Origin of the sequence: Candidatus Poriferisodalis sp., from assembly GCF_965215815.1 — a bacterium.
Classification (GTDB): domain Bacteria; phylum Actinomycetota; class Acidimicrobiia; order Acidimicrobiales; family Poriferisodalaceae; genus Poriferisodalis.
This window is the reverse complement of record NZ_CBDCEO010000013.1, coordinates 2,290,797-2,317,737: the sequence shown is the minus strand read 5'-3', so window position 1 is coordinate 2,317,737 and position 26,941 is coordinate 2,290,797. Positions and strand designations below refer to the sequence as shown.

Annotated in this window: 21 protein-coding genes and 2 pseudogenes; 9 read left to right on the top strand and 14 right to left on the bottom strand. The window is 66.5% G+C overall.

Annotated features, from left to right (window positions below; all coding sequences use genetic code 11):
* Positions 1-60: 60 nt before the first annotated feature.
* The gene (locus tag ACOOHB_RS20470) at positions 61-846 is read right to left on the bottom strand and encodes a hypothetical protein (RefSeq protein ID WP_420446624.1); all 786 of its coding nucleotides are present in this window, start codon (positions 844-846) and stop codon (positions 61-63) included.
* Between the two features lie 216 nt (positions 847-1,062).
* On the opposite strand from ACOOHB_RS20470, the gene ACOOHB_RS20465 reads away from it, so the two are divergent.
* Positions 1,063-1,911: an LLM class F420-dependent oxidoreductase gene (locus ACOOHB_RS20465; protein WP_420446623.1), complete on the top strand. Its 849-nt coding sequence runs from the start codon at positions 1,063-1,065 to the stop codon at positions 1,909-1,911.
* A 7-nt stretch (positions 1,912-1,918) separates the two neighbouring features.
* Positions 1,919-3,202 (top strand): M18 family aminopeptidase, encoded by a 1,284-nt coding sequence (locus ACOOHB_RS20460; RefSeq protein WP_420446622.1) that lies wholly within the window; start codon positions 1,919-1,921, stop codon positions 3,200-3,202.
* A 51-nt stretch (positions 3,203-3,253) separates the two neighbouring features.
* Here ACOOHB_RS20460 and ACOOHB_RS20455 read toward each other — a convergent pair whose 3' ends face one another.
* From ACOOHB_RS20455 to ACOOHB_RS20440, 4 genes and pseudogenes are all read right to left on the bottom strand, one after another.
* The gene (locus ACOOHB_RS20455) at positions 3,254-3,967 is read right to left on the bottom strand and encodes a histidine phosphatase family protein (RefSeq protein WP_420446621.1); all 714 of its coding nucleotides are present in this window, start codon (positions 3,965-3,967) and stop codon (positions 3,254-3,256) included.
* A gap of 235 nt (positions 3,968-4,202) precedes the next feature.
* Positions 4,203-5,389, bottom strand: a pseudogene (locus tag ACOOHB_RS20450) (cystathionine gamma-synthase).
* A 20-nt stretch (positions 5,390-5,409) separates the two neighbouring features.
* Positions 5,410-6,474 carry a PLP-dependent cysteine synthase family protein gene (locus ACOOHB_RS20445; protein WP_420446620.1) on the bottom strand — a complete coding sequence of 355 codons (1,065 nt, stop codon included), beginning with the start codon at positions 6,472-6,474 and terminating at the stop codon, positions 5,410-5,412.
* Between the two features lie 65 nt (positions 6,475-6,539).
* A complete protein-coding gene (locus ACOOHB_RS20440) occupies positions 6,540-7,487 on the bottom strand; it encodes a phenylacetaldoxime dehydratase family protein (RefSeq protein ID WP_420446619.1) in 948 nt (315 codons plus the stop codon).
* Positions 7,488-7,715: 228 nt separating this feature from the next.
* Here ACOOHB_RS20440 and ACOOHB_RS20435 point away from each other — a divergent pair, with 228 nt between their 5' ends.
* Together ACOOHB_RS20435 and ACOOHB_RS20430 are read left to right on the top strand one after the other, a co-directional pair.
* Positions 7,716-8,138, top strand: coding sequence for a CopG family transcriptional regulator (locus tag ACOOHB_RS20435; RefSeq protein WP_420446618.1), 423 nt, complete (start codon positions 7,716-7,718; stop codon positions 8,136-8,138).
* A gap of 13 nt (positions 8,139-8,151) precedes the next feature.
* Positions 8,152-8,508 carry a DUF5615 family PIN-like protein gene (locus ACOOHB_RS20430; protein ID WP_420446617.1) on the top strand — a complete coding sequence of 119 codons (357 nt, stop codon included), beginning with the start codon at positions 8,152-8,154 and terminating at the stop codon, positions 8,506-8,508.
* 40 nt (positions 8,509-8,548) lie between these two features.
* Here ACOOHB_RS20430 and ACOOHB_RS20425 read toward each other — a convergent pair.
* The 7 genes and pseudogenes from ACOOHB_RS20425 to ACOOHB_RS20395 all read right to left on the bottom strand — a co-directional run.
* Positions 8,549-12,067: pseudogene (locus tag ACOOHB_RS20425) on the bottom strand (indolepyruvate ferredoxin oxidoreductase family protein); the annotation flags it as partial.
* A gap of 112 nt (positions 12,068-12,179) precedes the next feature.
* Positions 12,180-13,529: an MFS transporter gene (locus tag ACOOHB_RS20420; protein ID WP_420446616.1), complete on the bottom strand. Its 1,350-nt coding sequence runs from the start codon at positions 13,527-13,529 to the stop codon at positions 12,180-12,182.
* A 46-nt stretch (positions 13,530-13,575) separates the two neighbouring features.
* The gene (locus tag ACOOHB_RS20415) at positions 13,576-14,256 is read right to left on the bottom strand and encodes a hypothetical protein (protein ID WP_420446615.1); all 681 of its coding nucleotides are present in this window, start codon (positions 14,254-14,256) and stop codon (positions 13,576-13,578) included.
* Positions 14,257-14,274: 18 nt separating this feature from the next.
* Complete coding sequence (locus ACOOHB_RS20410; protein ID WP_420446614.1) at positions 14,275-14,721, bottom strand: hypothetical protein; 447 nt, start codon at positions 14,719-14,721, stop codon at positions 14,275-14,277.
* 67 nt (positions 14,722-14,788) lie between these two features.
* On the bottom strand, positions 14,789-15,565 hold the full coding sequence (locus tag ACOOHB_RS20405) for an SDR family NAD(P)-dependent oxidoreductase (RefSeq protein ID WP_420446613.1): 777 nt from the start codon (positions 15,563-15,565) through the stop codon (positions 14,789-14,791).
* Between the two features lie 207 nt (positions 15,566-15,772).
* Complete coding sequence (locus ACOOHB_RS20400) at positions 15,773-16,678, bottom strand: phytanoyl-CoA dioxygenase family protein (RefSeq protein ID WP_420446612.1); 906 nt, start codon at positions 16,676-16,678, stop codon at positions 15,773-15,775.
* Positions 16,679-16,719: 41 nt separating this feature from the next.
* Complete coding sequence (locus ACOOHB_RS20395; RefSeq protein ID WP_420446611.1) at positions 16,720-19,848, bottom strand: glycosyltransferase; 3,129 nt, start codon at positions 19,846-19,848, stop codon at positions 16,720-16,722.
* Positions 19,849-19,954: 106 nt separating this feature from the next.
* Here ACOOHB_RS20395 and ACOOHB_RS20390 point away from each other — a divergent pair, with 106 nt between their 5' ends.
* From ACOOHB_RS20390 to ACOOHB_RS20380, 3 genes are read left to right on the top strand one after another with little or no spacing between them, the layout of a single operon-like run.
* Positions 19,955-20,818: an ABC transporter permease gene (locus ACOOHB_RS20390; RefSeq protein ID WP_420446610.1), complete on the top strand. Its 864-nt coding sequence runs from the start codon at positions 19,955-19,957 to the stop codon at positions 20,816-20,818.
* The gene (locus ACOOHB_RS20385; protein ID WP_420446609.1) at positions 20,815-21,564 is read left to right on the top strand and encodes an ABC transporter ATP-binding protein; all 750 of its coding nucleotides are present in this window, start codon (positions 20,815-20,817) and stop codon (positions 21,562-21,564) included. Before ACOOHB_RS20390 ends, ACOOHB_RS20385 begins: the two co-directional genes overlap by 4 nt.
* Positions 21,565-21,606: 42 nt before the next feature.
* The gene (locus ACOOHB_RS20380; protein WP_420446608.1) at positions 21,607-22,977 is read left to right on the top strand and encodes an LLM class flavin-dependent oxidoreductase; all 1,371 of its coding nucleotides are present in this window, start codon (positions 21,607-21,609) and stop codon (positions 22,975-22,977) included.
* Positions 22,978-23,007: 30 nt separating this feature from the next.
* Here the strand turns inward: ACOOHB_RS20380 and ACOOHB_RS20375 are convergent, their stop codons facing one another.
* Positions 23,008-23,820 carry an SDR family NAD(P)-dependent oxidoreductase gene (locus ACOOHB_RS20375; protein WP_420446607.1) on the bottom strand — a complete coding sequence of 271 codons (813 nt, stop codon included), beginning with the start codon at positions 23,818-23,820 and terminating at the stop codon, positions 23,008-23,010.
* A 76-nt stretch (positions 23,821-23,896) separates the two neighbouring features.
* Between ACOOHB_RS20375 and panB the strand changes: the two genes are divergently transcribed.
* Positions 23,897-24,700 carry a 3-methyl-2-oxobutanoate hydroxymethyltransferase gene (gene panB / locus ACOOHB_RS20370; RefSeq protein WP_420446606.1) on the top strand — a complete coding sequence of 268 codons (804 nt, stop codon included), beginning with the start codon at positions 23,897-23,899 and terminating at the stop codon, positions 24,698-24,700.
* An 8-nt stretch (positions 24,701-24,708) separates the two neighbouring features.
* A complete protein-coding gene (gene panC, locus ACOOHB_RS20365) occupies positions 24,709-25,566 on the top strand; it encodes a pantoate--beta-alanine ligase (RefSeq protein ID WP_420446605.1) in 858 nt (285 codons plus the stop codon).
* 31 nt (positions 25,567-25,597) lie between these two features.
* Here panC and hmgA read toward each other — a convergent pair whose 3' ends face one another.
* Positions 25,598-26,914 (bottom strand): homogentisate 1,2-dioxygenase, encoded by a 1,317-nt coding sequence (gene hmgA / locus ACOOHB_RS20360; protein WP_420446604.1) that lies wholly within the window; start codon positions 26,912-26,914, stop codon positions 25,598-25,600.
* Positions 26,915-26,941 lie beyond the last annotated feature (27 nt).

Here is a 26,941-nt window from a genome sequence, read left to right as displayed (position 1 = left end):
TTGAGCGTCAGGTGCGCCAGCAGCCGACCGACCTCGCATTGGTTGGGGCGAGCGACTTCCTCAGAGGCCCAAGATGGCGTTGATCGAATGCAGCACGGCGGCAACGTCCGGTTCTACGAACACTGCTGCCAGGCCCGCGCTGTACATGGAATCTCCGATGCGCACGACCGTGCCGTAGCGAGTGACGGGCAATCCGGACACGACGGCGTTGTAGTCGACTCCGAACGACTCGTCACCGAGTGCGGGATCGGTGCCAATGCTGAACGAGCCGAAGGCGCCGGTTGCCGGCTCCGTGAACTCCCCACAGGCGATCAATCCCTCGCCGTAGACGCTGAGGGCCTCAGATGCCACCTCGGCTGATTCGAACCGGGCAATCCAGACATCGAGGAACGGTCCGGTCAACAGATCGCGCGCCCATACGGCCGCTGAATACGCGACCGGTTGGATCTCGCCGTAGGTGGCGATTCCGGGACAGATCTCGGCCAACGGAGTGTTCGTGGAGCTCTGGAGATTCACCAAGCCCTCGGGCTGCGAGCTCTCGAGCAGCGTGCCCTCGACGGCAGCAGGCGTCGCCGGCGCCTCGGGGGTTTCAGGCTCCTCTGGTGGCGCTGCAGTGGTGGTGGTGACGATGGGTGCCGCGGTTGTCGTGGTGACGACCGGCGCTTCCGTCGTAGTCACGACGGGTGCGGCCGTGGTTGTGGCGGCGACCGGCGCTTCCGTCGTGTTCGCAGCCGGCGCAGTGGTCGCGGGTGCCTCTGCGGCCGTGGCGGGCGGTTCGTCGTCGGAGCTGCCGCATGCAGCCACGACAAGCGCAAATACGACTAATGGGGCCAAGATTCGTTGCACTCTCGCACATTACGGCCTCAATGAATGCGTGTGCTGCGCTTCGAAGGTGCACGGTGCGCTGATGGCGGCTTGGCCGGTGCGAGTGCGAAGCGCTGTGCCACATGTGCCGAGAACTCCGGAGCCGAAGACATGTCCGCAGTAGGGTCGCGCTGGCCGCTGCGGGGCGTCGCATGTCAGGGATGCCAACCGTCAGCGGAATGCCGAGAGGGGTGTGCAGTGAAGTTCGGGATGACGCTTGCCAACACGGGGCCGCAGGTCGAGGGCGGGGGCGCGATCGCATACGCACAAGCTGCCGAGGCGGCTGGTTTCGAGTCGCTGTGGACCGTGGAGCACGTGGTGGTGCCCGAGGGTTATGCGTCGCCGTACCCGTATTCCGAAGACGGCAAGATGCCCGGAAAGCGGGACGACATCGACATTCCCGACCCGCTCATCTGGATGGCCTTTGCGGCAGCAGCGACGTCGGAGATCAAGCTCGGCACCGGGATCCTCATCGTCCCCCAGCGGAACCCCGTGGTGACCGCCAAGGCGATCGCGACGCTGGACCGCCTGTCGGGTGGACGGGTGATGCTCGGGATCGGTGCCGGCTGGCTGGCCGAAGAATTCGATGCACTGGGCGTCTCCTTCGACGACCGTGGGGACATCACCGACGACTACCTGGCGGCGTACCGGTCGCTGTGGCATGACGAGGTGTGCTCGTACGAGGGCAAGCACGTTTCATTCGACCGCGTGTACTGCCGTCCGCAGCCGACGGGATCGGTACCGATCGTCGTCGGCGGCGACAGCAAGCGGGCCGCTCGCAGGGCCGGCGAGTACGGCGACGCCTTCTTCCCGGTGTCCGGCGATTTCGACGAGATGACAGCGCTCTATGAGCATGCGAAGCGATGTGCCGAGCGGGTTGGACGCGACCCTTCCCAGATCGACTTCATGACACAGGGGCCCGCAACGCCGGAGTACATCGAGCGGGCGGCCGCAGCCGGCATCACCCGCCTCGTCACCTACCCGATGTCCCGCTCGAAGTTCGACGACTTCAGCCGGGACGTCATCACGGCATACGCCGACGCCTAGAACACACATGCTCGACCAGCTGTTCGAGTTCATCGAGGCATCGCCGTCGCCGTACCACGCAGCTGCGGCAGCCGTGGATCGGTTGACCGCCGCGGGCTTCGCCGAAACCGAACGCAGCGAAGGGTGGAACGAGCTCGACGCAGTGCGCGGTTTCGCTGTTCGCGACGGCGGCAGCTTGATCGCTGCGCGAGCCGGTGCTCGTGTCGACCCCGACCGGCTGCGCTTCAGCGTGATCGGCGCTCACGCCGACAGCCCCAACCTGCGCCTGCGCCCGCAACCGGACACCGGCACTCACGGCTACCGCCAGCTCGGCGTGGAGGTCTACGGCGGTGTGCTGCTCAACTCCTGGCTGGACCGCGACCTCGGCCTGTCGGGCCGGGTCGTCGTGCAAGACGGGACGGCCGACGGCCCAGCGATAGTGCTGTGGCGGTGCGACAGGCCGCTGTTGCGTGTCGCACAGCTCGCCATTCACCTCGATCGCGAGGTGAACGATGGCCTCAAACTGGACCGCCAGCAGCACATGACCCCGGTGTGGGGACTTGGGCAACCGACTCCCGAAGGCTTCCGGCAGTTCCTCGCCGGTGAGCTCGACGTCGAGCCCGACGCTGTGCTGGCGTGGGATGTCATGGCGCACGACCTCTGCCCGCCAGCGCGACTCGGGCGCGACGGCGAGATGTACGCCGCCGCTCGCATTGACAACCTGGCGTCATGTCACGCCGCGGTCGAGGCCTTGGTCGGGCTCGACGCTCCGCCTGACGACACCGCAGCAGTCATCGTGCTGTTCGACCATGAGGAGATCGGCAGCGACTCTGCCACCGGAGCCGGCAGCCCGATCCTGGCTGACGCTCTCGAACGCATTGCTCGAAGCCTCGGTGCCGACCGCGAGCAGTATCTGCGGGCGGTGGCTCGCTCGTTGTGCGTTTCAGCAGACGGGGCCCACGCAGTGCATCCGAACTATCCCGAGCGCCACGAACCCGGGCACCTGCCGATGCTGAACGGCGGACCGGTCATCAAGACCAACGTCAACGTCCGCTACGCCACCGATGCGAGGACCAGCGCCCGCTTCGTATCCGCATGCAACTCCGCTGGCGTGCCGCACCAGGCCTATTCCCACCACGGCAACCTGCCCTGTGGCTCCACCATCGGGCCGATCACGGCCTCCCGGCTGGGCATGAGCGTCGTCGACGTGGGTTCGCCACAGCTGTCCATGCACTCGGCCCGGGAGCTTGGCGGCAGCGAAGACCCCGCTCTGCTGACTGCGGCGCTGGGCGCCTTCCTCACCGACAGCTGAGGGCGGCCGCAAAGCGGTGCCGCGGCCGAACGATGTGCGCCGGGCCGGGGCTCAGCCGTGGTGCAGGTAATCGTCGAGGTGTGAGCAGTCGTTGAAACGGCGCAGCACCCATTCGCCGTCGCAGCGCACCACCTGGGTGATCGAGCAGTTGTCGGAGCCGCCGAACGAGAACGGCGTGGACCCGACGATGTGCGCCAATACGGCCCCGATGACTCCGCCGTGCACGCAGGCAGCGATCAGTTGATCGGGGTGCGCTTCGGCGATGCGTTCAAGGGCACCCATGCACCGGCCGATGAGCTGCTCGTTGGTCTCGGCTCCGGGAATGACATCCCAGCGGCGCTCGATGTGCAACTGCACATAGAGGGGGTGATTCTCTGCAGCGAACTGCCGGATCCTCCCGCCGTCCCACTCTCCCAGCGCCACCTCGCGCAGGTCGGGCTCGATCGCTGGCGTCAGACCCAGTCGCTCTGCGAGGGGCTCGAAGGTCTGCTGCGTGCGCCGCAACGACGACACGAACAGCGCGTCGATCGGCTCGGAAGCCAGCCGGCGGGCTACTGCCGCCGCCTGTACATGCCCCTGGGGGGCGAGCGCAGGGTTGCCCTGAGCGCCCAGCATGGGGAAAGGCTCGCCGGGCACGAACGCTTGGGACGCACCGTGACGCACCAGCAGGATCTCGGTAGCACCCGGCGGGCGCTGCCACCGCTGCTGCTCAAACTGCCTGACCTCAGTATCAGAGGCCGCAAGATCATCTTCAGTTGGGGTCACGGCGGCAAGCTATCCCCCACGGAGCCGTCGTCGGCGTGAGGACCGGCCGCGTTGCGCGAGCAGTGCTCGAACGTCGCGCAATGGCAACTAGCTCAGCTGGTACGCGGCCTCGCCGTTGGCCGCCAGGGCCGAACCGGTATTGAAGCCGAACCAGCCGAGTCGCACATCATTGCGGAGACACCCCGCACACACGGGGGTTCTGAGCTGAGGCTGGAGCGTCTGGCGACCCGCCTGCTCAGGCGGCAACGTTCGACGCAACGTCGAGGGCTGCACCGAGGTCGTCCAACAAGTCCGAGATGGTCTCGAGACCGACGGACAGGCGAACGAGGTCGTCCGGCACCTCAAGTGCCGAAGTGCCGAGCCCGCGGCGGATGCATGTGTCATTGCACCGGGATGCTCGATCAGCGACTCCACCGCGCCCAGCGATTCGGCAAGCGTGAACACTTTGGTCGCGGCCACGACCTGCTCTGCGGCAGCCCGACCGCCGTGCATCCGGAACGACACCATGCCGCCAAAGCCGCTCATCTGCCGGCTCGCGATGTCATGGCCGGTGTGGTCGTCGAGACCCGGATACAGCACGGAGCGCACCGCCGGGTGTCCGGCGAGCAGGTCGACCACTGCCTCTGCGCTCGCGCAGTGGCGGTCCATTCGCACTCCGAGCGTCTTGACGCCTCGCAGCGTCAGGTAGCAGTCAAAGGGGCTCGGCACGGCCCCGACCGCGTTCTGGGTGAACACGAGGTGTTCGGCCATGGCGTCGTCGTTGGTGGCTACGAAACCGCCCACGACGTCGCTGTGGCCGCCGAGGTATTTGGTGGCTGAGTGCACCACGGCATCCGCACCAAGTGCGAGGGGCTGTTGCAGGTACGGCGTAGCGAACGTGTTGTCCACCACGACGATGCCGCCCAAGTCGTGGGTGACGGCGCAGATGGCTTCGATGTCGAACACCGTGAGCAAGGGATTGGTCGGCGTCTCCAGCCACACCATGCGCGTCTGTGGCGTCCAAGCATCTCGGATCTTGTCGGGAGCGGTGAGATCGGCGGCAGCGAAGGTGACACCGGCATTGCCGAACACCTTGTCGATGAGCCGCAAGGTGCCGCCGTAGGCGTCGTCGCCCAGCAGCAGGCTGTCCCCTGGGCGCAGGACTCGAAGCAGTGCATCCTCGGCCGCGAGACCGCTGGCGAACGCGAAGCCGTGCTGCGCGCCCTCGAGCGACGCCACACATACCTGGTAGGCGTGCCGTGTCGGGTTCCCGGTGCGGCCGTACTCGTAACCGTGGCGAGGCTGCCCGACGGCCTCCTGGGCAAAGGTGGTTGCCAGCGAGATGGGCGTGACCACCGCTCCGGTGTAGGGGTCGTGAGGCTGGCCAGCTCGAATGGCGCGCGTCTCAAAGCCGTAGTCGTCTGGGTCTTCGAAGCCAGACAGCTGCGGATCGCCGCCCAGCACTACCCAGGCTCCGTGCAATCGCCCGCAGACGCGGGCAGTGGGCCGTCGACCGGCAGTCCCCGTTCCGCCAGCCATTCGTCGTCGAAGACCCGGCTGAGATAGCCGCGACCGGAATCGGGAATGAGGGTCACCACGAGGGAATCTGCCGCCCGGCCGGCCGCGTCCAACTCGGCGGCGACCCGTACAGCACCCGTGATCGCGGTGCCTCCGGAGCCGCCGATGAGCAGACCTTCGGTGCGGGTGACGTGGCGCGCCATGGCGAATGACTCGGCGTCAGTGACGGGAATCACCCGGTCGACGATGCTGGCGTCGTAGGTGGTCGGCCAGAAGTCCTCGCCGATCCCCTCGACGAGATAGGTGCTGCCGTCGCCGCCTGCGTACACCGACTGTGGCGGATCGGCCACGACGACCTGAATCGCCGGATTCTGTTCCTTGAGGTAACGCCCGACGCCGCTGACCGTGCCGCCCGTGCCAGCACCGGCCACGAAGTGGGTGACCCGCCCGCCAGTCTGGTCCCAGATCTCAGGTCCGGTGGTCTCGTAGTGGGCGCGCGGATTGTTCTGGTTGGAATATTGATCCGGCGAGAAGGCCCCGGGCGTCTCGGATCGAAGCCTCGCCGCAGTGGAGTAGTACGAACGAGGGTCTTCCGGCGCAACGGCGATCGGACACACCACCACCTCAGCGCCATAGGCCTGCAACAGCGCCACCTTCTCCGGTGCCACCTTGTCGGTGCAGACAAAGATGCATCGATAACGGCGCTGGGCCGCAACCACAGCCAATCCCACGCCGGTGTTTCCCGAGGTGGGCTCAACGATGATGTCGCCCGGCTGCAGCGTCCCATCAGCCTCGGCCGCGTCAATCATGGCGACCGCAGCACGGTCCTTGACCGATCCGCCGGGGTTGGTGGTCTCGAGCTTCGCCACAACCGGCGTCATGATGTTCGGCGCGACCCGGCCGAGCCGGACCATCGGAGTGCGGCCTATCAACTCCAGTACCGATGGGGCGATGTCGAGCCCGTCAAGCGGGTCCGGCACGCCCGAGGCCATTGGGCCGTCTGCAGCCATCGGTGCGAAAGCCTATGGAGCCCAACGCCCCCGTGCCCGGTTGCAGGGTCGGAAGGTCGGCGGGTTCAGCTAGTCAGCTCGGCAAGCGGCGACAGCTCGGCAAGCGGCGACAGCTCGGGTCGCACAAGCTCGACCCCGCCATCGGGCAGCACCGAAACCTCGTGCCACAGACGCAGCTTCGGCGGGCGTCCCAGCATCTGGACCGTCGCGAGGAACGAGTGGAAGATGGCCAGGTGCGTGGAGTGCGACCGGGACCACGCCTCAAGCGACGCCAGGTCTTCGAACCAGCCCACGAAGCTCGTGGACTCCAGATCGTCGCCGTCGATGGTCTGCTCCCGCAGGAACCGGCTGGAGATGCAGCCGGTATCGGGGTTGCGGGCCAGGAAGTCGATGCCGGCCCGCAGCTTCGGCTCGATGTCGGTGAAGTACAGCTCTCGCTCGTCGTCGGGGCAGTCGTCCCACTTCTGGCCTGAGCGGATGAGGCACAAGTTGGCCGGCAGCGGCGAGCCGGGAGCCGACTTGAAGGGATCATCAGCGCTGGCCGCCATGCGGTCCCGCGCAGCGCCCCAGTACTCGTGCACCTCGGTGATGTCCACCGAGGTCAGGTTCCGCACCCCCGGCAGCGGCCGCTTGGTCCCGGCAATGGTCTCCCAGCGCTCTGCCGGAATGACGGCCGTCTCGCAATAGACCCCAGCTCGTTCCAGCACATCGCAGCCCTGCCGCCAGCGCTCGTAGGCCTCGGGATTCACCCAGTACGTCATGAAGATCGTCTCCACGTCGCCCTGGGCTTCCGCCGCGTCGTCACCCTCGTCGGTGAAGTTCACGATGCGGGCCCGCTCGACGTGATCGGGCCGATGGTCGCCCTCGGTCAGCGCCGACTGCAAATCGGCCAGCGTGTCGTCATTGTCCGGACCCTTCGAGAAGATCATCGAATAGACGGTCACCTCGGGGAAGTCGACGACGCACCACGCCGGAGCGCTCGGCGAGTGTCCCTCAGGACGGTTCGCTGCCATCAGATTGCCCCCATGCGCACCGCTCACAGTCTCGAGTGGCTCGCGGCACCAGTTCGGATCGTACCGCTGCCGCTGATGCCAACAGATCGGCACGCTCCCGCGCCCCACCCGGTCGAACGGGTCCCCAGTCGCCTTGGGTCGACACCGCCGCGCAGGCAGACTTCTTCGCATTCTGCTCCAGGGCATTGGTGTATCTGGCGTGTGACGACTGACAACTACATTGTCGTCATGCCGGTTGTCTCGATCAGGTTCGCTGACACGCCGCTCTATCAGCGACTCAAGAAAATCGCTCGCCGACGCGGGCTCTCGATATCTACGCTTGCACAGCGCCTGATCGACGAAGGACTGAGAATGGATGCCCATCCACTGATCGAGTTCCGGGACTACGCCTCTGGCCGACGCCCCGCGTTGGTCGGTGGTCCTCAGATCGTATGGGTCATCGATGCGATGGTGGGCGGCGACGTGCCGGCTGAGCAGCGCCGCGTCAGGACCGCAGAACTCATGAACCTGAGGTTGACGCAGGTTGACGCCGCGCTCGCCTACTACGCCGACCACACGGCCGAGATCGATACCGACATAGCGGACCGACAGCGGTTCGCCGAAGAGGCCGAAGCAGCTTGGCGGCGCCAGCAAGCACTTCTCAGCGCTTGAGCGCTGCGCCAACGTGAAGCTGCTTCTTGACGAGATGCACTCGCCGCGAGTGGCCGACGCCCTGCGGTCCCAGGGTTGGGATGCCATCGCCGTCGCTGCGGAGAGCACACTGCGCGGTAGGCCAGACACTGAATTGTCCGAATTCGCCATCGAAACCGGCAGGGTGATCGTCACCGAGGACAGCGGCGGCTTCATCAGACTCGCGAATCTGGGCAGCGTCGAAGGCAAGCCCCACTATGGCCTCATCATCACCAACCGTTCGCGTTTCCCCCGCGGATCGGTCGCCTATCCAAACACTCTCATCGAAGCACTGCGCACTTTTCTCGCCGCGCCTCCGGCTGAGAGCGACACCTGGATCCGCTGGCTGTAGAACCCAAATGGCCGGTTCGACGAGCCGACGCCGGTGCGGGTCAGGCGCCGAGTTCGGCGGCGCGGGCCCGGAAGCTCTCGACGTTGGCCTCTTTGATGTCCTCGTAGCCGCGGATCATGTCCGGCAATTCGGCGATCTCGACCGCACGGGAGTAGGCAGCGTCATCGCCGCTGGCCAGCGTGTCGAGCGCCCGGGAGATCATCCCGCGGTACTCGTCAATGAGTTCGCGCTCCATGCGACGGTGAGCCGTCTTGCCGAAGATGTCCAGCGCGCCGCCCCGCAGGCCCTTCATCCGGGACAGCACGGCGAACGCTGCATCGCCCGAACGGCCGAGGCCGATTTTCTTCTTGACCCCCATGCGCCGCATGATCGGCGGGTGCAGCTTGTAGGTGACCTCCGTCTTATCGCCGAACTGGTCACGCACTGCCTGCTGAAACGCCTTGCTGCGGTGCAGGCGAGCAACCTCGTACTCGTCCTTGTACGCCATCAGCTTGTACAGGTACCTCGCCACGGCCTCGCTGAGGGCCGTCTCGTCACCCGCAGCAGCCTCGGCCTCGCGCACCTCGGCCACAAACTCCGCGTAAGCGGCCGCATAGTCGACGCTCTGGTACCCAACGAGGTCCGGCACGCGGATGCGCAGCAGCCGAGCCAGCTCTTCTGACTGATCGGGCACCGAGTCGATGAGCTTCTGCCCCCGCTTGGAAAGACCGGTGTCTCGCTTCACCCGGCCGACTCGGTCGACGTGCAGCGTCTCGGTGAAGTCCGGGTCGAGCACGATCTTGCGGCCGATGCGGAACGCCTGGGTGTTCATCTCGACAGCGACACCGTTGAGCTCGATGGCCCGCTCGATCGCCGAAGCGCTGATCGGCACCACGCCCGACTGGTAGGCGGCGCCGAGGACCAGCACATTGGCCGGCATGTGCGAGCGGAACAGGTTGTCCGACAGCGTGCCAGCGTCGAAGTAGATGTTGCGCTCCGGCGTAGTGGCGTCGTCGATGGAGCGCTGGAACTCCGTCCACTCGGGGAACTCGGCGGAGGTGTCACGCACCATCGCGCTGGTCGGGACCTTTGACGACGACACCAGCGCGACCGTGCGGCCTGCCTGAGCCTTCTCGAGGTTGACCGGGTTGGTGCCTGACAGCAGGTCGAACACGATGTAGGCGTCGGCCTCGCCGGTCCCGACCTTGTTGGCCTCCCCGGCATCGCCCTCCTCGGTGGGTGTGCTGCCGAGGCGGCGGACCTTCAGGTTCGACACCACCGGGCCGCCCTTCTGGGCGAGTCCGGTCTGGTCGAGCCCATTGGCCTGTTTTCCGTCGAGCAGCACCGCTGTGGCGAGCATCTGGTTCACCGTCACCACGCCGGTGCCGCCGATGCCCATCATCAAGATGTTGCCCTCGTCGAGCCGCTCGGGTTCAGGCAAGTCGTCGCCGATTTCGTCCACGGCCGCAGTTGCCTTCGTGGGCACCTTGCCGCCGGGCACCACCTCGATGAACGCCGGGCAGTCGCCGTCGAGGCAGGTGAAGTCCATGTTGCACGAGGACTGGTGAATCGCGGTCTTGCGACCGAACTCGGTCTCGACGGGCTGCACGCTGAGGCAGCTCGACTTCTCGCCGCAATCGCCACAGCCTTCACAGACTGCTTCGTTGATGAACACCCGCATCTTGGGCTCGGCCACCTTGCCGCGCTTGCGATCACGCCGGAGTTCGGCCGCGCACGCCTGGTCGTAGATGAGCACGGTGCAGCCCTCGATGTCACGCAGCAGCCGCTGTGCCTCGTCGAGCCGGTCGCGGTGCCAGACGTCGGTGTCGGGTGCGAACTGAGCGTCGGCTGGGTACTTGCCGGGATCGTCGGCGACGACCATCACCTTGGTCGCGCCCTCGGCGTGCAGCGAGCGGGTCAGGGCCGGCACCTCCATGCCGCCGTCCACGTCCTGGCCGCCGGTCATTGCAACCGCCGCGTTGTAGAGGATCTTGTAGGTGATGTTGGTGCCGGCTGCGATCGCTTGGCGGACCGCCAATGAGCCCGAATGGTGGAACGTTCCGTCGCCGATGTTCTGGAAGCGGTGCTCCATCGTCACGAACGGCGCCGCGCCGACCCACTGCACGCCCTCGCCGCCCATCTGGGTGGTACCGCGCACGTTGCGGGTCGGGGTCATCGCTGCCATGCCGTGGCAGCCGATGCCGCCGCCGGCCTCAGAGCCATCAGGCACCCAAGTCGAGCGGTTGTGCGGGCAGCCCGAGCAGAAACCCGGTGTGCGGCCCGCAGCCTTTGCACCGTCTTTGGTCGTGACAGCCAGCGGGATGGTGATGCGCTCTGGCACGGCCGGGCCGATGCCGTCGGTGCCGAATCGGTCCACCAGGAACGGCCGGACTTTGCGGGCAATCAGGTCGGCGTCCATCTCGCCGTGACCCGGGAACCAGAACTGGTCCTGTGCGTCGCGCTTGCCCAGAATTCGGGGGGCATCGGGCATGCCGTAGAGAAGCTCGCGCGCCAGCGACTCGATGATCGACCGCTTCTCCTCGACCACGACGATCACATCGAGACCACGAGCGAACTCCCGCAGGCTGGTGGGCTCGAAGGGCCAGACAACAGCCGGCTTGAGGATCCGGATGCCACGGCGAGAGAGCTCAGCCCCGCTCAGCCCCATGCGGTCAAGCGCCTCGCGCAGGTCGTAGTACGTCTTGCCTGCTGCGATCAGGCCCACCTTGGCGTTCGGGCTGGTGACCGTCTGGCGGTTGAGCTTGTTCTCCGCCACGAACTTGTCGACCGCAACCATGCGGCCCTCGTGAATCTCGAGCTCCATCCGTACGGCATTCGGACCGAACAGTGAATCTTGCTGGGTGTGGGCCCACGGCTTGCCGTCCCAGTCGAAGGCAGGGCGTGTCGCGCTGACCCGACCGGGGCCGACTTCGACGGTCGAGTACCCGTCGGCGACGTTGGTGACGATCTTGAGCGCGGACCAGAAGCCCGAGTATCGGGAAAGCTCGTAGCCCCAGCGTCCGTAGTCGAGGACCTCCTGGACCGAGCCGGGGTACAGGATCGGCGTCTGGTAGTGGATGAGCACCGGCTCGGATTCCGAAGCCAGAGTGGACGATTTCGACGCCGGATCGTCGCCTGCCACGAGCAGCACGCCGCCCTTGGGGTCGACGCCGCAGACGTTGGCATGACGGATGGCGTCACCGGACCGGTCGACGCCGGGCGCCTTGCCGTACCACATGCCCAGCACGCCGTCGTAGCTGCCCTCGAAGTTGCGGTTCGCGAGCTGGCTGCCCCACACCACAGTGGCGCCGAGATCCTCGTTGAGGCCGGGCTGGAACGTGATGTTGTTCTCGGCCAGCTCTTCGGCGTTGCCGAGCATGAGGCTGTCGATGCCTCCGAGCGGCGAACCCCGATAGCCCGAGACCATCGCAGCGTTGTTCATCCCGTCGCGGCGGTCGGCACGCAACTGGTCGAGCAGCACACGCAGCAACGCCTGGACGCCAGACATCGCGACATCGCCCTCGGCGCGGTCGAAACGGTCCTCCAGCTTGAAGTCTGCGAGTGCCATCGAATCCCCCTGATCGGCCGGAGCGGCTCTTTGCGGAGGCTACCCGTCAGCCTGATTTCCTGCCTGCTGAACGAGGGCGCTCATGTTCTTGACGATGCGTGGGAGTCGTTCCCCGAGCCGTGACCTATCCCCCCGGCTTCTTGGGCAGCAATACCGGTCGTGGGAGCGTGAACGCCAGGCCGAGCGCGCACGCATTCGCCACAGCCGCGAACGAAAAGGTCCAGCCGTAGCCGCCGGTGGCTCCGAGCAATAGCTGTGCGACGTACGGACCAACTGCCGCGAACGACCCCGCTGTGGCGAAGAAACGTCCCACGATCGCGCCGGCATGGGTACGACCGAAGTAGTCCGCGACCAGCGCTGGGAAGACAGCCACGCTCCCGCCATAGGACAGGCCGAAGGCGATCGACGAGGCGTAGAGCAACACCAGCCCGTCGGAGACGGCGATGCCGACGAACGACAGCGTCTCCACCGCCAGGGCCAGCATCACGGCACGGCGACGGTCGATGTGGTCGGACAGCGGGCCGGTCACAATTCTGCCCACGAGCCCGCCGACGCCGATGGAGCTGATGACTCCCGCAGCCAACAGCGGTGAGAATCCGAGGCTCCGGGCGTACTGGACGCCATGTGCGAATGGCACGAACACCACCACGAACGTCAGAGCGAACATCCCGAAGATGCGCCAGAACACCGAGTTGCGCCACGCCTGGTGGGCGGTCCACGCGGCTGTGGGGTCTTCAGTCGCTGAAGCGTCGCTCTGGACTGCTTCCACGACGTACGCCGCCGGCTGCGACGCGACCAGAGAAGGCGCTAGCGGTCGGTCATCAGGATCGGGTGTGCCCCCGTCGGGTCGTTGGCCGATCGACTCCGGGTCGCGCACGAACAACATTGCGGTGGCGGCCATGAGCACACCGCCCGTCACGGCCATCACCGCAATCGCGATCCGCCATCCGTACTGCTCGACGAGCCACGCGGCGATCGGGGGCGCGACGATGCCGCCGGCACTCCCGCCGGAGCCGACGATGCCCGTAGCCAAACCACGCCGGGCGACAAACCAGCGGACGACGGTGGCGTTCGCAGGAACCCACGACGATGACATCCCGAGCGGCGCAATCACGGCAAGGCCGACGAACACCATGACGAGGTTTCCCGCGGATGACAACACCAAATAGCCCGCTGCCAGCAGCACGGAGCCCCCGGCGATGACCCGGCGCGGGCCGATGCGGTCGGTGAGCTGCCCACTCCATGCGCTCACGGCGCTGTAGGTGAGGATGTAGGAGGCGTATGCGAGCTGCAGCCAGCTCGCCGACCAGCCGGTGTCGGCGCTGATGGCACCCTCGAACGTGCCGTAGCTGAACTGGATGCCGTAGACGATGAACAGCACCCAGAATCCGGCCCACGCCACGCGCCAGCCGTGGAACGGCTGGCCAATGAGCACGCTCGCGCCGTCAGGCGGCGAGCCATTGGACGCAGTCACAGGATGCGCATTCTCGTTCGCGGGTGGCCGCTCCCGGCGGCCACCGCTACATGTCGCCAGGCGTGATGTAGAACCAGATGCCGTGCTTCTCGCCGTTGTCCGCCATGGCCTTCCGAGCGGCCACGATCGTGCGTCCCGCTTCAGTGGACTCGAAGAACCAGCGGGTCCCGGCCCACGCGGCCGGCGCATGCTCGGCGAGCGCCAGCGCCGCGGTCTCGTAGTAGCCGCGGATGTCCTGTGCCACGCGTGCGGGAATGCCGGGAATGCCCGCCTCCTTCCACGGTGTGCCCGAAGCGACATCGACAAAGCTCTGTACGGCTGATCCGATGTCGTCGGCGGCAACCGTCCGGCCGGCACCGACCCGGTTGCCGAGCTTGGCGACAGCACGGTCGTAGGCGGGGCGCAGGCCATTGGCTTCATCGACCGCGACGTGCAGGTTTGGGTCGTGGCGGGGCGGCAGCGTGCACGACATCGTCTCGGTGCCGTCGTCGTCGATTGTCTCGGAGAACTTCTCGACGACCGGCTCGGGTGACGACAGCAAGCTGAACGCATGTGCCAGCACCCGATGCTGGAACTCGGCATCGTTGGGCTTGCCGAGCGGCCGACCGAGCGGGAAGTCGCACCAGAGGCCTCGCGGCGGAGCGGTGCCCTGGATGTGGGCGCCGATCGAACCCAGAGTGATCGTCGCCAGTCCCTCTGCCTCAAAGACGTGTGCGAGCGTACTCACGGTACGCGTGCACAGCGGTCAGACGGGAGTGAACAGGACGACGTCCACCTCGTGCTCACGGAGGAACTTCGCCCCCGCAGGCCCCGAGTCCATCCGCACCGCAGACAGGTCGAATTGGTTGCCGGCATAGGACAGGTGGATGTCGGAGACCCGCCCGATGGTGCCGTCAGCCGCCAACTCGTCGAGGCGGTCGATCGGAAAGACGGTGTTGATGTCGAGGGCGATGCCGGTGGCGTCGAAGTTCGGGCTCCAGTGGCCGCACATGTAGTCACGCCGGCCCGCCTCAAGCACGCGGTAGCCGACGTCAGTTGGAGCGAAATCGTCCTGGTCGGGATGGTGCAGCGACGCCGAGGCCACGATTGCCACGGTGGCATCGGCCAGCGGCGGCGGCGTGGTGAACGCCGTGGTCTCGAAATCGGGCAGCTCGAGCCCGCCCGTCAGTGCCTTGACATCGGAATCAGCCATGGCGGCAAAGCTAGGGCACGGGCCTCTCTACGCGCTGAAGCCGACCAGGCGCGACTTCGCGCCCAGCTCAGGCGCCTTCTTCGAGGCCCAGCGAACGCTGACGGAGCCTGCGCATCCCTCGCAACCAGCGATCAGGATCGGAGGCCTTGCGCTCGACGTAGGTCTGGGCCTCGGGGTGCGACAGGATCAGGAAACGCTCCTGCGCCATCGCTTCGGTGATGACCTGCGCCACGAACTCGGGCTCGACGATGCCGTCGGTGCCACCGTCGGCGAGTCTCTGCGGCGCCATGGCTGTGTTCACACCCTGCGGGCACAGCACCGACACCCCGATGCCGTCGTCGCCGTGGAGGATCGCCTCCATCTCGGCCAGCTTGATGCATGCCGCCTTGGTGACCGAATACGGCGCCGAGCCCATGGCCGCGAGCAGACCCGCCGCGCTCGCGGTGTGGACGAGGTAGCCCTCGCCCCGAGCCAGCATCGACGGCAGCACCGCCCGTGCGGCGTACACGTGGCTCATGACGTGCAACTCCCACTGGGACTGCCACGCATCATTGGATGCGACCACTCCGCCCTCGGCGCCGGCTCCTGCATTGGAGAAGAACACGTCGATCGGACCGTGAGCTTCGAGCGTGCGCTCCACCAGTGCGGCGACGGCCTCCTCGTCAGTGACGTCCAGCCCGACTCCCTCGCAGCCCAGCTCGTCTGCGACAGCGTGGGCGGCCTCGGCGTTGTGGTCGGCGACCACGACATGGCGGGCGCCTTGTGCCAACCAGTGGCGTGCCGTCGCGGAGCCAATGCCGCCACCTCCCCCGGTGATGATCGCTACTCGATCGCGTAGTTCCATGACCCTCATCCCTCCTGCCGCTGTGTCCTGCACCATCCTCTTGGCGCACGAACGTCCAACGCAGCCGCATATTGGCGCAGATTTGCGAAGCGGCGCATTCTTTGCGCACAAATGCCGACCAAGACAGCAATTCTGCGCGGATTGTCGATACGGCGAGTTCTTTGCGCAAGAATGCCGACCACAGCCGCAAAATTGCGCAGAATTGCGCTAGGCCGCCGGCTCTGCCGTGCCGATGCCGCCGACCTGCTCGCCTTTGTCGATTGCCTTCAGCCGGGCTGCGTACGCAGTCTCGGCGAGGCGGTCGGCACCGAGGTACCGGCCGGGGCTGGCCCCATCGACGTGTCCCATGATTCCCCGGTAAAGGCCGAACCCGCACAGCGCCGCGAGCTCTTCGGGCATGTCACGGACGTCTTCCGGAGAGAGGCTGTAGTACTGGTTCTGCTGCTGGCGCATCCAACCCCGGCAGTACTGCACGCTGATGCCGAGGCGCCAGTCGTCGGCGGACGTGTTGGCGCCGCCGCAGTGCCAGGTGCCACCGTTCACGATGAGGACCGAGCCGGCAGGCATCTCAGCTGCGATGTAGGAGGGCTTCTCGCCCGGCTGGGGTTCGTGGTCGAAGCGGTGCGATCCAGGAACCAGACGGGTTGCGCCGTTCCCGTCGGTGAAATCGGTGAATGCCCAGATCGTCGTGACCATGAACGGAGGGCGCGGGCGCGGTACATCGATCTGATCGACAAGACCGTCGTCGGAATGCAGGCCTTGGTGCACCTCGCCTGGGCCGATGTGCATGCAGGTGGTACCCGACAGGATCGCTCCCGGCTCCATCAGCCGCTGCGGGAACGGCAGCACGTTGCGGTGGGTCGGCAGCTTCCAGAACGCCCGGTCCTTGTCCAACAGGTTGTACATGCGCTTGGTGGCGAACCCCTCGATGCGGTTCCCCTTCGGCTGGAGATTCAGCTCGTCTTCTACCCGGGCGACGGTGTCGCGGATCTCGGTGACGAGTTCGGGCTCAATGGCGCCCTCGACGATGCAGTAGCCGTTCTCTGCGACCTCGACGAGGTATCGCTTCAGTGCGGCCTCGTCGTAAGTGAAATCGAGGGTGGATGCGCTCATGCGCCCATTCTCGCAGGATGCGCTTTTTCGCGCTGGCCCCGTCAGGTCGTGGTGACACCGGCGAAGGCGAAGTCGCAGCCGTCACGGACTTCGCTGGCGCGACCCAGGAAATGGCTGTCATCGACGTTCCAGGTGTGCTCCGAGCCGTGGCGGACACGCAGGTAGCCGGCGCCGTGAGTCCAGTAGATGCGACCTCCGGCGGCTGTGACGTCGTGGGCCAGCGCGATGTCGACTCGGCGGGGCACTCTGCGCCAGCCGCCGGCTTCCTCCAGGTGGTGCCGGGCGATCAGAAGCACGCCGCCCGAGACGCCGATGAACGGGATGTAACTCTCGGAGAACTTCTGGCGCTGCTGGTCCCGCACAGTCTTGTCGAGCCGTTCGAGATAGACGTACTCGGCGGATTTCCCGATGAGTTCCGCCCCCGAGTATTCGTGGGCAAGCACCAAGTCCCAAATGTGCTCGGCGCCGTAGTAGTCGTCGTCGTCCATCTTGGTAACCAGGGATCCACTCGCTGCCTCTGCTGCGGCTCGCAGCACGCCTCCGAGCGGCTCAGTACCGTCCACTCGAACGATCTGGAGCGAATGGCCAAGGTCGCTTGCGAGGGCCTCGATCTCCGCGTCACTGCCGAAGCCGTCGCCGTGCAGCGCTAGCACCAACTCGAGGCGGGGGTAGGTCTGACTGCTGACTGCGGTCATCACATCGACGAGCCGTTCCGGCCGCCGCGTCGGAGCGAGGATCGACACCTCGGGTGAGTGGACACCCATGCCTGCCGCGGAGAGGATCTGGCGCGCCCGGCCGCGCAGCGAGTGGTCACGCAGCGCGCAACGGCGCATTTCAATGCTGAGCTGTTCGCGACGGTGACTGTCCGCGCCAACGACATCGACTGACGCCATCAGGCCAGTCAGCGTCGGTCCGAGGCTCGCTGCGAGCTCGGGATCGGGCGCGTCGATGTGCACGACAACCCCGGCGCCCGCCAGAGCAGCGAGCGCTCCGGCCCGTTGCGCGGCGTTTCGGTGGTCGCCGGCGGTGTCGGTGAGATGGTGCGGGGAGCGCAGGTCTGCGAGAAGTCCGCCGCCTATGTGGAGGCTGTAGATCGCACTCCCGCCCAGGGACAACAGCGATCGCACCGGCGCCGACTCGGGCACGCAGTCAGCCGACCAGCCGATCGGGTTCACGGCCTCTGGGTTGAAGGCCTGGACCTTCACCTGCGGGGACATTTCGGCAAGCACAGCGACCGCAGGGCGCCGCTCGCTCGAAGCACTCCGAAGCGCCGCATCACCCACGCGCACCGAGTCGGCTACCACGACATCGACATGGTGATCTCCGCCATCACCGACGTGGGTCGCCACCCTCACCGAGGCTGCGAACACCGACGAGGCTTGGCGGCCCGCGACGACGATCTCGGCGCCGAGCGGATAGCGCGCAAGGCGCTGCACATAGCGCTGACTGCGGGGCTGAAGGCCCAGCCAGATGCGCAGACCCTTCCTGATGCGCTGCGGCCACTGTCGGCGCGCCCGCCGAAATGCCCACTTCAACCGTCGCGCTCTCCAGCGGATACCTCGTGCGATCCAGCGGAGACTGCGCAGACGCCAGCGGAGATTGCGCAGGCGCCAGCCGATGGCGCGAGCAACGACACCCATGAAGCGAACGAAATCCCGTGGCCGCCGAACGCGTCCTACGCCAGCCATCAACGTCGACAAGTGGCGCCCAAGACGAGCACGTGCGCGCAGCAGCCGCTTGGCGGGCTCGTGGAGCTTGCGAGCGAGCCACCCCTGCGGCTTCGCCTCCTGTGTCACCGCAAGGCTGTCGACATCAAGTTCGAGGATTGCGCCGACCTCGGAGACTGACCGTCCGGAACGGCGGGCACGGTGGACTGCCCATCCCCGAGTGATGCTGACGCGATGGCCCGAAGCAAGATCCGACTCGCCCGACGCCGCGGTCCCCAGCTGGTTCGCCAATCGGTCGAGCATTCTGGGACGGACGCCAGCACCGGCGGGGACTCGTACATGAAACGCGGCGGACGGGTATGCGTCAGCCGCTCCACCGGGTTCACCCACGCGGACTCGCGGATCGGGGTCAAGCAGCCGGCGCAGACGCTCAAATGACTCACCTGGCCGTTCCGAGACCCAGACAACCAGATCATGGATGTCGCTGGCGAGCACCCGCTCGACGGTGGCGAGCACGTCTTGCTCTTCGGCGTGGCCGGGTTCCACCGTCACTACGAACTGCGGGACGGTGTAGGACCGTCCCGGCGCCGAAGTGCGCAGCCGCCTGTCGGGGATGAGGTGTGAGAGCTTGTCGCGTTGCTGTTCGAGGCTGACGGCTTCGGTCTCGCTGAGCACCGCTCCCTCGCCCTGATGCCAGCAGAGCGCAGACCGCTCAGGCACGAGAACCGCTCCGAGTGCGTAGGCGCGCCAGCCGAACTCGATGTCCTCGGAGCCCCACTGGGTGAATGACTCGTCGAACTCCCCGACTGTCCGGAAGAAATCCGTCGAGACAGCGAAGTTCCCGCCGGTGACCACACGGAAGACGTCATCGGCATCCGATGCCAGGTCCTCGGTCTGTTCCATCCGGCGCTCGATCCACTCGGGACTCTGCACCGGGCGTCCGGAGAAGAGATCGGCAAGCGATCCCGCTCGATCCCGTACATCAGCGGCCTCGATGCCGTCGACATCGACGTGGTGGCGGAAACCCAGTGTCAGCAGGTCGCTCGCCGCGTGGTGCCATCTGGCGTGCGAGGCGAGCCAGTCAGCCTCGGGGACCATGTCGCAGTCGAGAAACACGAGAACGTCACCGTTCGCAGTTCGTGCGCCGTTGTTGCGAGCCCGAGCCAAGCCGAACCCGAGGTCTTCCTGGTGAATCACCTGCAGGTTCAGCGGGTTCGGCCCACTCAGGTCGAGCCCAGGCAAATCGAGCGCAGACAGATCCAGCGGGGGATCTGAGCCGTCATCGACGACGATTACTTCGAAGAGATCCCGCGGGTAGGTCTGTCGTTGAAGTCCGGCCAGTGTGAGCCCCAATTCGTGGGGCGCTTCGTAGTAGGGAACGACGACCGTCAAGCTCAGCAGCGGCTCGAAGACGACCAACGGCGCGACAGCGATCGAGCGCCAGTCATTGCCCCGCACATCGGCGGGCGGCGGCGCGGGACGGTTTCGGGAAAGTGTGAACACGGGTGGGTCAATGTCTCCGGACATCACTCAGCGGCGTGAGTATGCCCCCGCTGGCCACTGAGGGCGGGCACCGGTGCTTCCGGACGGCCTTCGTAGGATGACCCGCGTGGACAGCGAGGGCCCCGACGGAGCGGCCACCGGCGAAGCGCCGGCCCGGCCCCTCATCGATCTGACATCGAGGCCGTCAACGCTCAGCTACCTCCGGGAGGCCTGGCGGCGGCGCGAGTTCGCCATCGTCGTGCCGGCACAGGACCTGCGCGCCCAGAACATGGACACGACGCTGGGTCAGCTCTGGCACCTGGTGAACCCCGCCCTGCTGGTCGGCGTCTACTTCCTCGTGTTCGGCGTGATCATCCCGGAAACACGGCGCGGGATCGACAACTTCCTGGGCTTCCTCATCATCGGCGTGGTGCTCTTCCATCTCACCCAGCGCGTCACGCTCGAAGCGGCCGGCTCGATCACGCAGAACCTCGGCCTGATCCGATCGATCCAATTCCCGCGCATCCTACTGCCGGCGGCGTCGGTGAATGGCCAGACGGCCGCTTTCGTGCCTGCACTGGTGCTGGCGCTGCTGGCGGTGCTGGCGACCGGCGAGTTGCCGACACTGCGATGGCTCGTCCTGCCGGCCGTGCTGGTAGCGCAGTTCGCCTTCAACTTCGGCGTCGCGCTGCTGGTGGCGCGCATCGGGACGACGATGCGGGACTTGCGCCAGATCCTTCCGCACCTGTTCCGGCTGCTGTTCTACGGCTCGGGAGTGATCTTCAGCGTCGACGCGTTCGTACAGAGCACTGCGTGGCGGCGGGCTTTCGCCCTCAACCCGATCTACGACGTGATCACCTGTGCCCGCTGGTGCCTGCTTGGTGAGCCCGTGGATCTGTGGGTCGTCGCCGGCCTCGTGGTGTGGTGCATCGTGATGCCTGCGCTGGGCTTTGTCGTGTTTCACCGGTCAGAGCAGAGGCTCGGCGCGTGAGCGATCCAACGGTCACCGTCGAGGTGAGGGATGCCCACGTCAGCTACCGGGTGTACGAGGAGCCCGCGATGGGCGTCAAGCAGGGCTTTGCCCGGGGCCGGTTGCGACGCGAATCCCGCTTGATTCCTGCAGTGCAGGGTGTGACGCTCGACCTCTACGAGAGCGAGACGTTGGGGCTGATCGGCCCGAATGGAGCGGGGAAGTCGACGCTGCTCTCGGCGATGACGGGGCTGTTGCCGCTGCGCTCAGGCAGCATCCGGGGTCGGTCGAGGCCGTCGCTGCTGGGCGTGTCCTCCGTGCTGCGCCCGGCATTGTCGGGGCGTCGCAACATCCTGATCGGCGGGCTGGCGCTGGGCTTCACCCGAGTCGAGGTCGAATGCCGGATGGACGAGATCATCGATTTCGCCGGCCTGCGTGAGGCCATCGACCGGCCGATGCGGACGTATTCCTCAGGGATGCGGGCCCGGCTTCGGTTCGCGATCGCCACCGCCCGGATTCCCGAGATCCTGCTGATCGACGAGGCCTTGACCGTCGGTGACGAGGAGTTCCGGCGACTGGCTGCGGAACGGATCGACGATGTGCGGTCGGCGTCGGGCTCAGTTGTGCTGGTCACCCACAACATGAACGAGATCCAACGCTTCTGCGATCGGGTTGTCTGGCTGGACAAGGGCCGCATCCGAGCCGTCGGAGAGCCATCCGAGATCGTCGAGACTTACGTCACGAGCTCCCGCCCCAACTCCGCTTGAGCCAGCAGGGCGCTGCGGGGGCGACGATGCGAGACTGACCCCGTGACGGGAGACGCAGGGCCGGGGCGGCGGATCATTCTGAACGCGTTCACGATGAACTGCGTCAGCCACATCCAGCAAGGGCTGTGGGTTCGTGACGACACCCGCCAGCGCGAGTACACCTCGCTCGAACCGTGGCTCGAGCTTGCCCGCATCTGTGAGGCGGGCTGCTTCGACGCCATCTTCCTGGCGGATGTGATCGGGTTGTACGACACCTATCAGGGCAGCGCCGACACCTCGCTGCGCGAGGGCATGCAGGTGCCAGTGAACGACCCGATGCTGCTGATCCCAGCCATGGCCACGGTGACCGAGCACCTCGGATTCGCCTTCACCAGCAACGTGCTGCAGGCACATCCGTTCACCTTTTCCCGCCAGATCACCACGCTCGACCACCTCACCGGCGGCAGGGTGGCGTGGAACGTCGTCACCTCGTACCTGCAGAACGGTGCACAGAGCCTCGGCTATGACCGGCTTCCAAAACACGACAATCGCTACGAGCGGGCAGAGGACTACATGGACGTCTGCTACAAGCTCTGGGAGGGCAGTTGGTCCGACGACGCCGTCGTGGCCGACACCGAGCGCCGCGTGTACGTCGATCCCGACGGCGTACGGCCGATCGATCACGAGGGCCCGTACTACTCGGTGGCAGGTCCGCACCTTGCCGAGCCGTCACCGCAGCGAACACCGGTGATCTACCAAGCGGGCTCCTCGGATCGCGGGCGGGACTTTGCAGCGAGACATGCTGAGTGCGTATTCGTTGTGGCGGCCTCGCGGGGTCTCGCCCGCATCGCCGCAGACATCCGGCGCCGGGTGAGCGCCGCCGGCCGAAGCCCCGACGACGTGAAGATCATCGCCGGCCTGTCCCCTGTTGTCGGAGGCACAGAGGCCGAGGCCAAAGCCAAGCACGCCGACTATCTCGAAACGCTGTCGCTAGAAGCGGGCCTGGCGCACTTGAGCGGCAACCTGAACATCGATCTCGGTCACATCGACCCTGACCAGCCGCTCGAGACCTTCGACACCGAAGGTGTGCGAGGACCGGTCAAATCCCTGCTCGATTCCGCTCCTCCGGGCACCCGGACCTTTGGAGATCTCATCAAGCTCAACATGGCGGGCCAATTCCTCGTCGGTTCTCCCGAGCAGATTGCCGACGCCATGGCGCGCCGTCTGGACCAGGGCGTGGACGGCTTCAACCTCGTCTACGCCACCACTCCCGGCACATTCGTGGACTTCATCGACGGTGTCGTCCCGGTGCTGGCAGAGCGAGGTCTCGTGCAGCGGGAGTATCAGCCAGGGACGCTGCGGGAGAAGCTCTTCGGCCGCAGTCGACTGCCTGCGACGCACTACGGCAGCAGCTTCCGCCAGCAACCGGCGTAGCCGTACTGCCAGCCGGTCGGCCGCCCGGGCTCAGCCGGCCAGCGTGGCCCGTGAGGGCCCCCGCAAGGTCACGCCGCCGTCGACGACCAGCGTGTGACCGGTGATGTAGCGCGCCTCATCGGTGCACAGGAACCTGACCGCTGCGCCCACATCCCAGCCGCTGCCTTCGATTCTCAGCACGCTTGCCCTCCGGCGGGCCTCGGCAAGTTCTTCGGGCATGTCGTCGCCGCCGACCAGCGGCGTCCGCACAGGTCCTGGGGCCACGCAGTTCACACGCACACCGTCGGCGCCGTGGTCGACCGCCATCGCCGAAGTGAGCGACATGATCGCCCCCTTCGACGTCGAGTACGCCGTCATTCCCCGCGGCCGCAGCGCCGAGATTGACGAGATGTTGACGACCGCTCCCGCGCCCGAGTGCTCGATCATGGACGGGATCGCGTGCCGTGAAGCCAGCACCATCGAGGTCAGGTTCACGTCCATGACACGTTCCCAGCGGTCCACGTCCTCGGTCACCACCGTTCCGCTGCTGCCGATGCCGACGTTGTTGACCAGGATGTCCAGCCGGCCCCAGCGATCGATCGCTGCCTGGACCATGGCCGCGCAGTCAGCCTCGACGGTCACATCAGCCTCGACGGCAATCGCGCTGCCGCCCTCTGCGGCAATCATCTCGACGGTCACCTCGGCGAGTTCGAGCTTGCGGTCGACAGCGACGACATGCGCCCCGGCCTCGGCCAGCAGGATTGTCGCAGCCCGTCCATTGCCGATCCCGTCTGCGCGTGCCCCGGCGCCGGTGACGATCGCCACCCGACCGCTCAGATCCGCACTCGCCCGCGTCGCACTCATCGGCACAGTGTCTCATTCCTGTCCCGTAGGCGGGACAGCGAGAAAGCTCCGCCTGCCCCAGATGTACGCTCGCGGCATGGCCGCGGTTGTTCGGGTACCGGACATCCTGGCGAAGAAGCAGCAGGGTGAGCCGATCACGATGCTCACCACCTACGACTTCAACATGGCCCGCCTACTGGACGCCGCCGGCGTCGACATGCTGCTGGTCGGAGACTCCTTGGGCATGGTGGTGCTGGGCTATCGCAACACCGTTCCCGTCACGCTCGACGACATGGTCCACCACAGCGCGGCAGTGGCACGCGGGGTCGAGCACGCATTGGTCGTTGCAGACATGCCGTTCGGAACGTGCCACTCGGGACCCGACGACGCGATGCGCGCCGCGTCGCGTCTCGTCCAGGAGGGCGGCGCCGCAGCGGTGAAGATCGAGGGTGGCCACCAGATCACCGATGTCGTTGCTCGCTTGACCGATGGCGGCATCCCCGTCATGGCACACGTCGGGCTTCGGCCCCAGTCGGTGCACCAAATCGGCGGGTTTCGACGCCAGGCACGCACGCCATCAGAGGCCGAGCTGCTGCTGCACGACGTCAAAGCTCTTGCCGATGCCGGCGCGTTCTCGGTCGTGCTCGAGGCGATTCCCCACTATGTGGCGGCCGAAGCCACCCAGGCAGCGCCGATTCCCACGATCGGCATCGGCGCTGGTCCGCACTGCGACGGACAGGTGCTGGTCAGCTACGACGTGCTCGGGCTGTACGACCGTGCTGTGCCCAAGTTCGCGAAGCAGTACGCCGACCTCGGCCATCAGGTCACCTTGGCGGCCAAGCAGTTTGTCGACGAGGTGACCGCAGGGCAGTTTCCCCCGCCGCCACACCAACCGTCCTAGCTGTCTCCATGGCACTGCGGCGCGCCGACACCATTGCGCAACTCAACGAAGTACTCCATGTCGCGCGGCGTGACGGTCAGCGAGTCGCGTGCGTCCCGACGATGGGCGCGCTGCATGCAGGTCACACGTCGCTGCTTGACCGGGCCCGCGCCGAATGCGATGTGGTCGTGGCCACGCTGTTCGTGAACCCGCTCCAATTCGACCGCGCCGACGACCTCGCGAACTACCCCCGAAACGTCGATACCGACCTCGGCATCTGCGAACGGCACGGCACCGATGTGCTGTTCTCCCCCACACCTGAGGTGATGTACCCCGGACCTCAGCGGGTGACCGTCGATGTCACGCCACTTGAGGGCTGCCTCTGCGGCGCCACCAGACCAGGCCATTTTCGTGGCGTTGCTACCGTCGTGACCAAGCTGCTGAACATCGTTGCGCCCCAGCGGGCATATTTTGGCGAGAAGGACTTCCAGCAGCTCGTGATCATCGCCACGATGGCGCGTGATCTCAATCTGGATGTCGAGATCGTCGGCTGCGAGACCGTGCGCGACGACGACGGTTTGGCGCTCAGCTCCCGCAACGCACTGCTCGACCCCGTCCAGCGAGCCGCAGCGCCGCTCCTCGCGACCGTTCTGCGCGACGCCAGCGCAGCCGTGGCCGCTGGCGAGCGAGACGCCTCGAAGCTCGTCGCTGCCGCCAAGGCCTCGCTGAACTCCGAACCGCAGTTCGAGATCGACTATGTCGAGATCGTCGATCCTGCGACGCTCGAGCCCGTGAGCACCATCACCGGTACCGTCAGGATCGCTGCTGCCGCGTACTTGGGCTCAACGAGGCTCATCGACAACGTTGCCGCGTTGCCACTGGGTTGATCAGGCTGGGCTGATTCCGCCGAGCTGATTCCTAGGCCTGGTTGCGGCGCAGCGTGCTGCGATCGTCCAGCGGCGTCCACGCATCGGTGTAATCGTCCTGCAGCTCACCCAGGCCTGCTGCCCAGGCCGTGGGGATCCACGCATAACGGGACTCGAACATGAAGGCCAGCATGTCGGCCATCCGCCGGGGCTCGAGTTCCGCCGTGGTACCGGCGTCGTAGGCGTCGATGTCGGGGCCGTGGGGCAGGAACGCATTGTGAATACTCACGCCGCCGGGCAAGAAGCCTTCGAGCTTGGCGTCGTAGGTGCCTTCGATGAGCCCCATGAGCTCGCTCATGACGTTGGAGTGGTACCAGGGCGGACGAAAGGTGTGCTCCTGCACGGCCCAACGCTCGCGGAACAGCACGAAGTCGACGTTGGCGGTGCCCGGAAGGTCTGAGGGCGACGTCAGCAGCGTCCAGATCGAGGGCGCGGGATGATCGAACAGCAGCGGCCCGAGCGGGCAGTAGTTGCGCAGGTCGTACTTGTAAGGGGCGAAGTTGCCGTGCCACGCCACCACGTCGAGCGGGGAGTGCGGCAGGTGCGTCTCGAGCAGGCGGCCGTCGTGCTTGAAAACCAGCCGGGTGGGCCGGTCGTCGGCCTCGTAGCCGGCAACCGGATAGAGGAAGTCCCGCGGCATGGCCAGCGCGTCCACGCCGATCAACCCTGGGTCTGGCAGCCGGAATGGTGCGCCGTAGTTCTCGCACACATAGCCCCGCGCTGTCTCCTCCATGAGCTCGACGCGGAACTTGACACCACGGGGCACGGTTGCAAGCTCGGCAGGCCCAACAGTGAGCGTGCCCAACTCGGTGACGAGCCGCAGTGCTCCCTGCTGGGGCACGATCAGCATCTCGCCGTCGGAATTCGCGAACACCTCGCCGTCCATCGAGCGGTTGGCGAAGTACAGGTGCGTAGCAGCGCCGCATTGGACGTGAGCGTCGCCGTTGGCGGCCAGCGTGCAGAGCCCTTCGAGCCAGGTGCGCGGCTCGTCAGGCACGCCAATGGGGCCCCAGCGCAGCTGGGCCACCGGCGGTGAGCCCTCACGGCATGGGGAGGTCCGGATGTTGCCCGGATCGATGTCGCGGAGTCCCGTGACGTGACGCACCGATGGTCGGATCCGGTACATCCACGTGCGCAGCGCATCCGTCCGAGCGACAGTGAAGGCGCTGCCGGTCAACTGCTCGGTGTAGAGGTCGTGGGAGACACGCTGGGGGCTGTTCTGACCGATCGGCAGCACGCCGGACTCAGCTTCGGTGGCGTGCTCGTTGCCGAATCCGCTCTGATACTCGACGCCGAAGTCATCCCCCATGCCTGCCAGCCTAGATCGGGCCCGCCG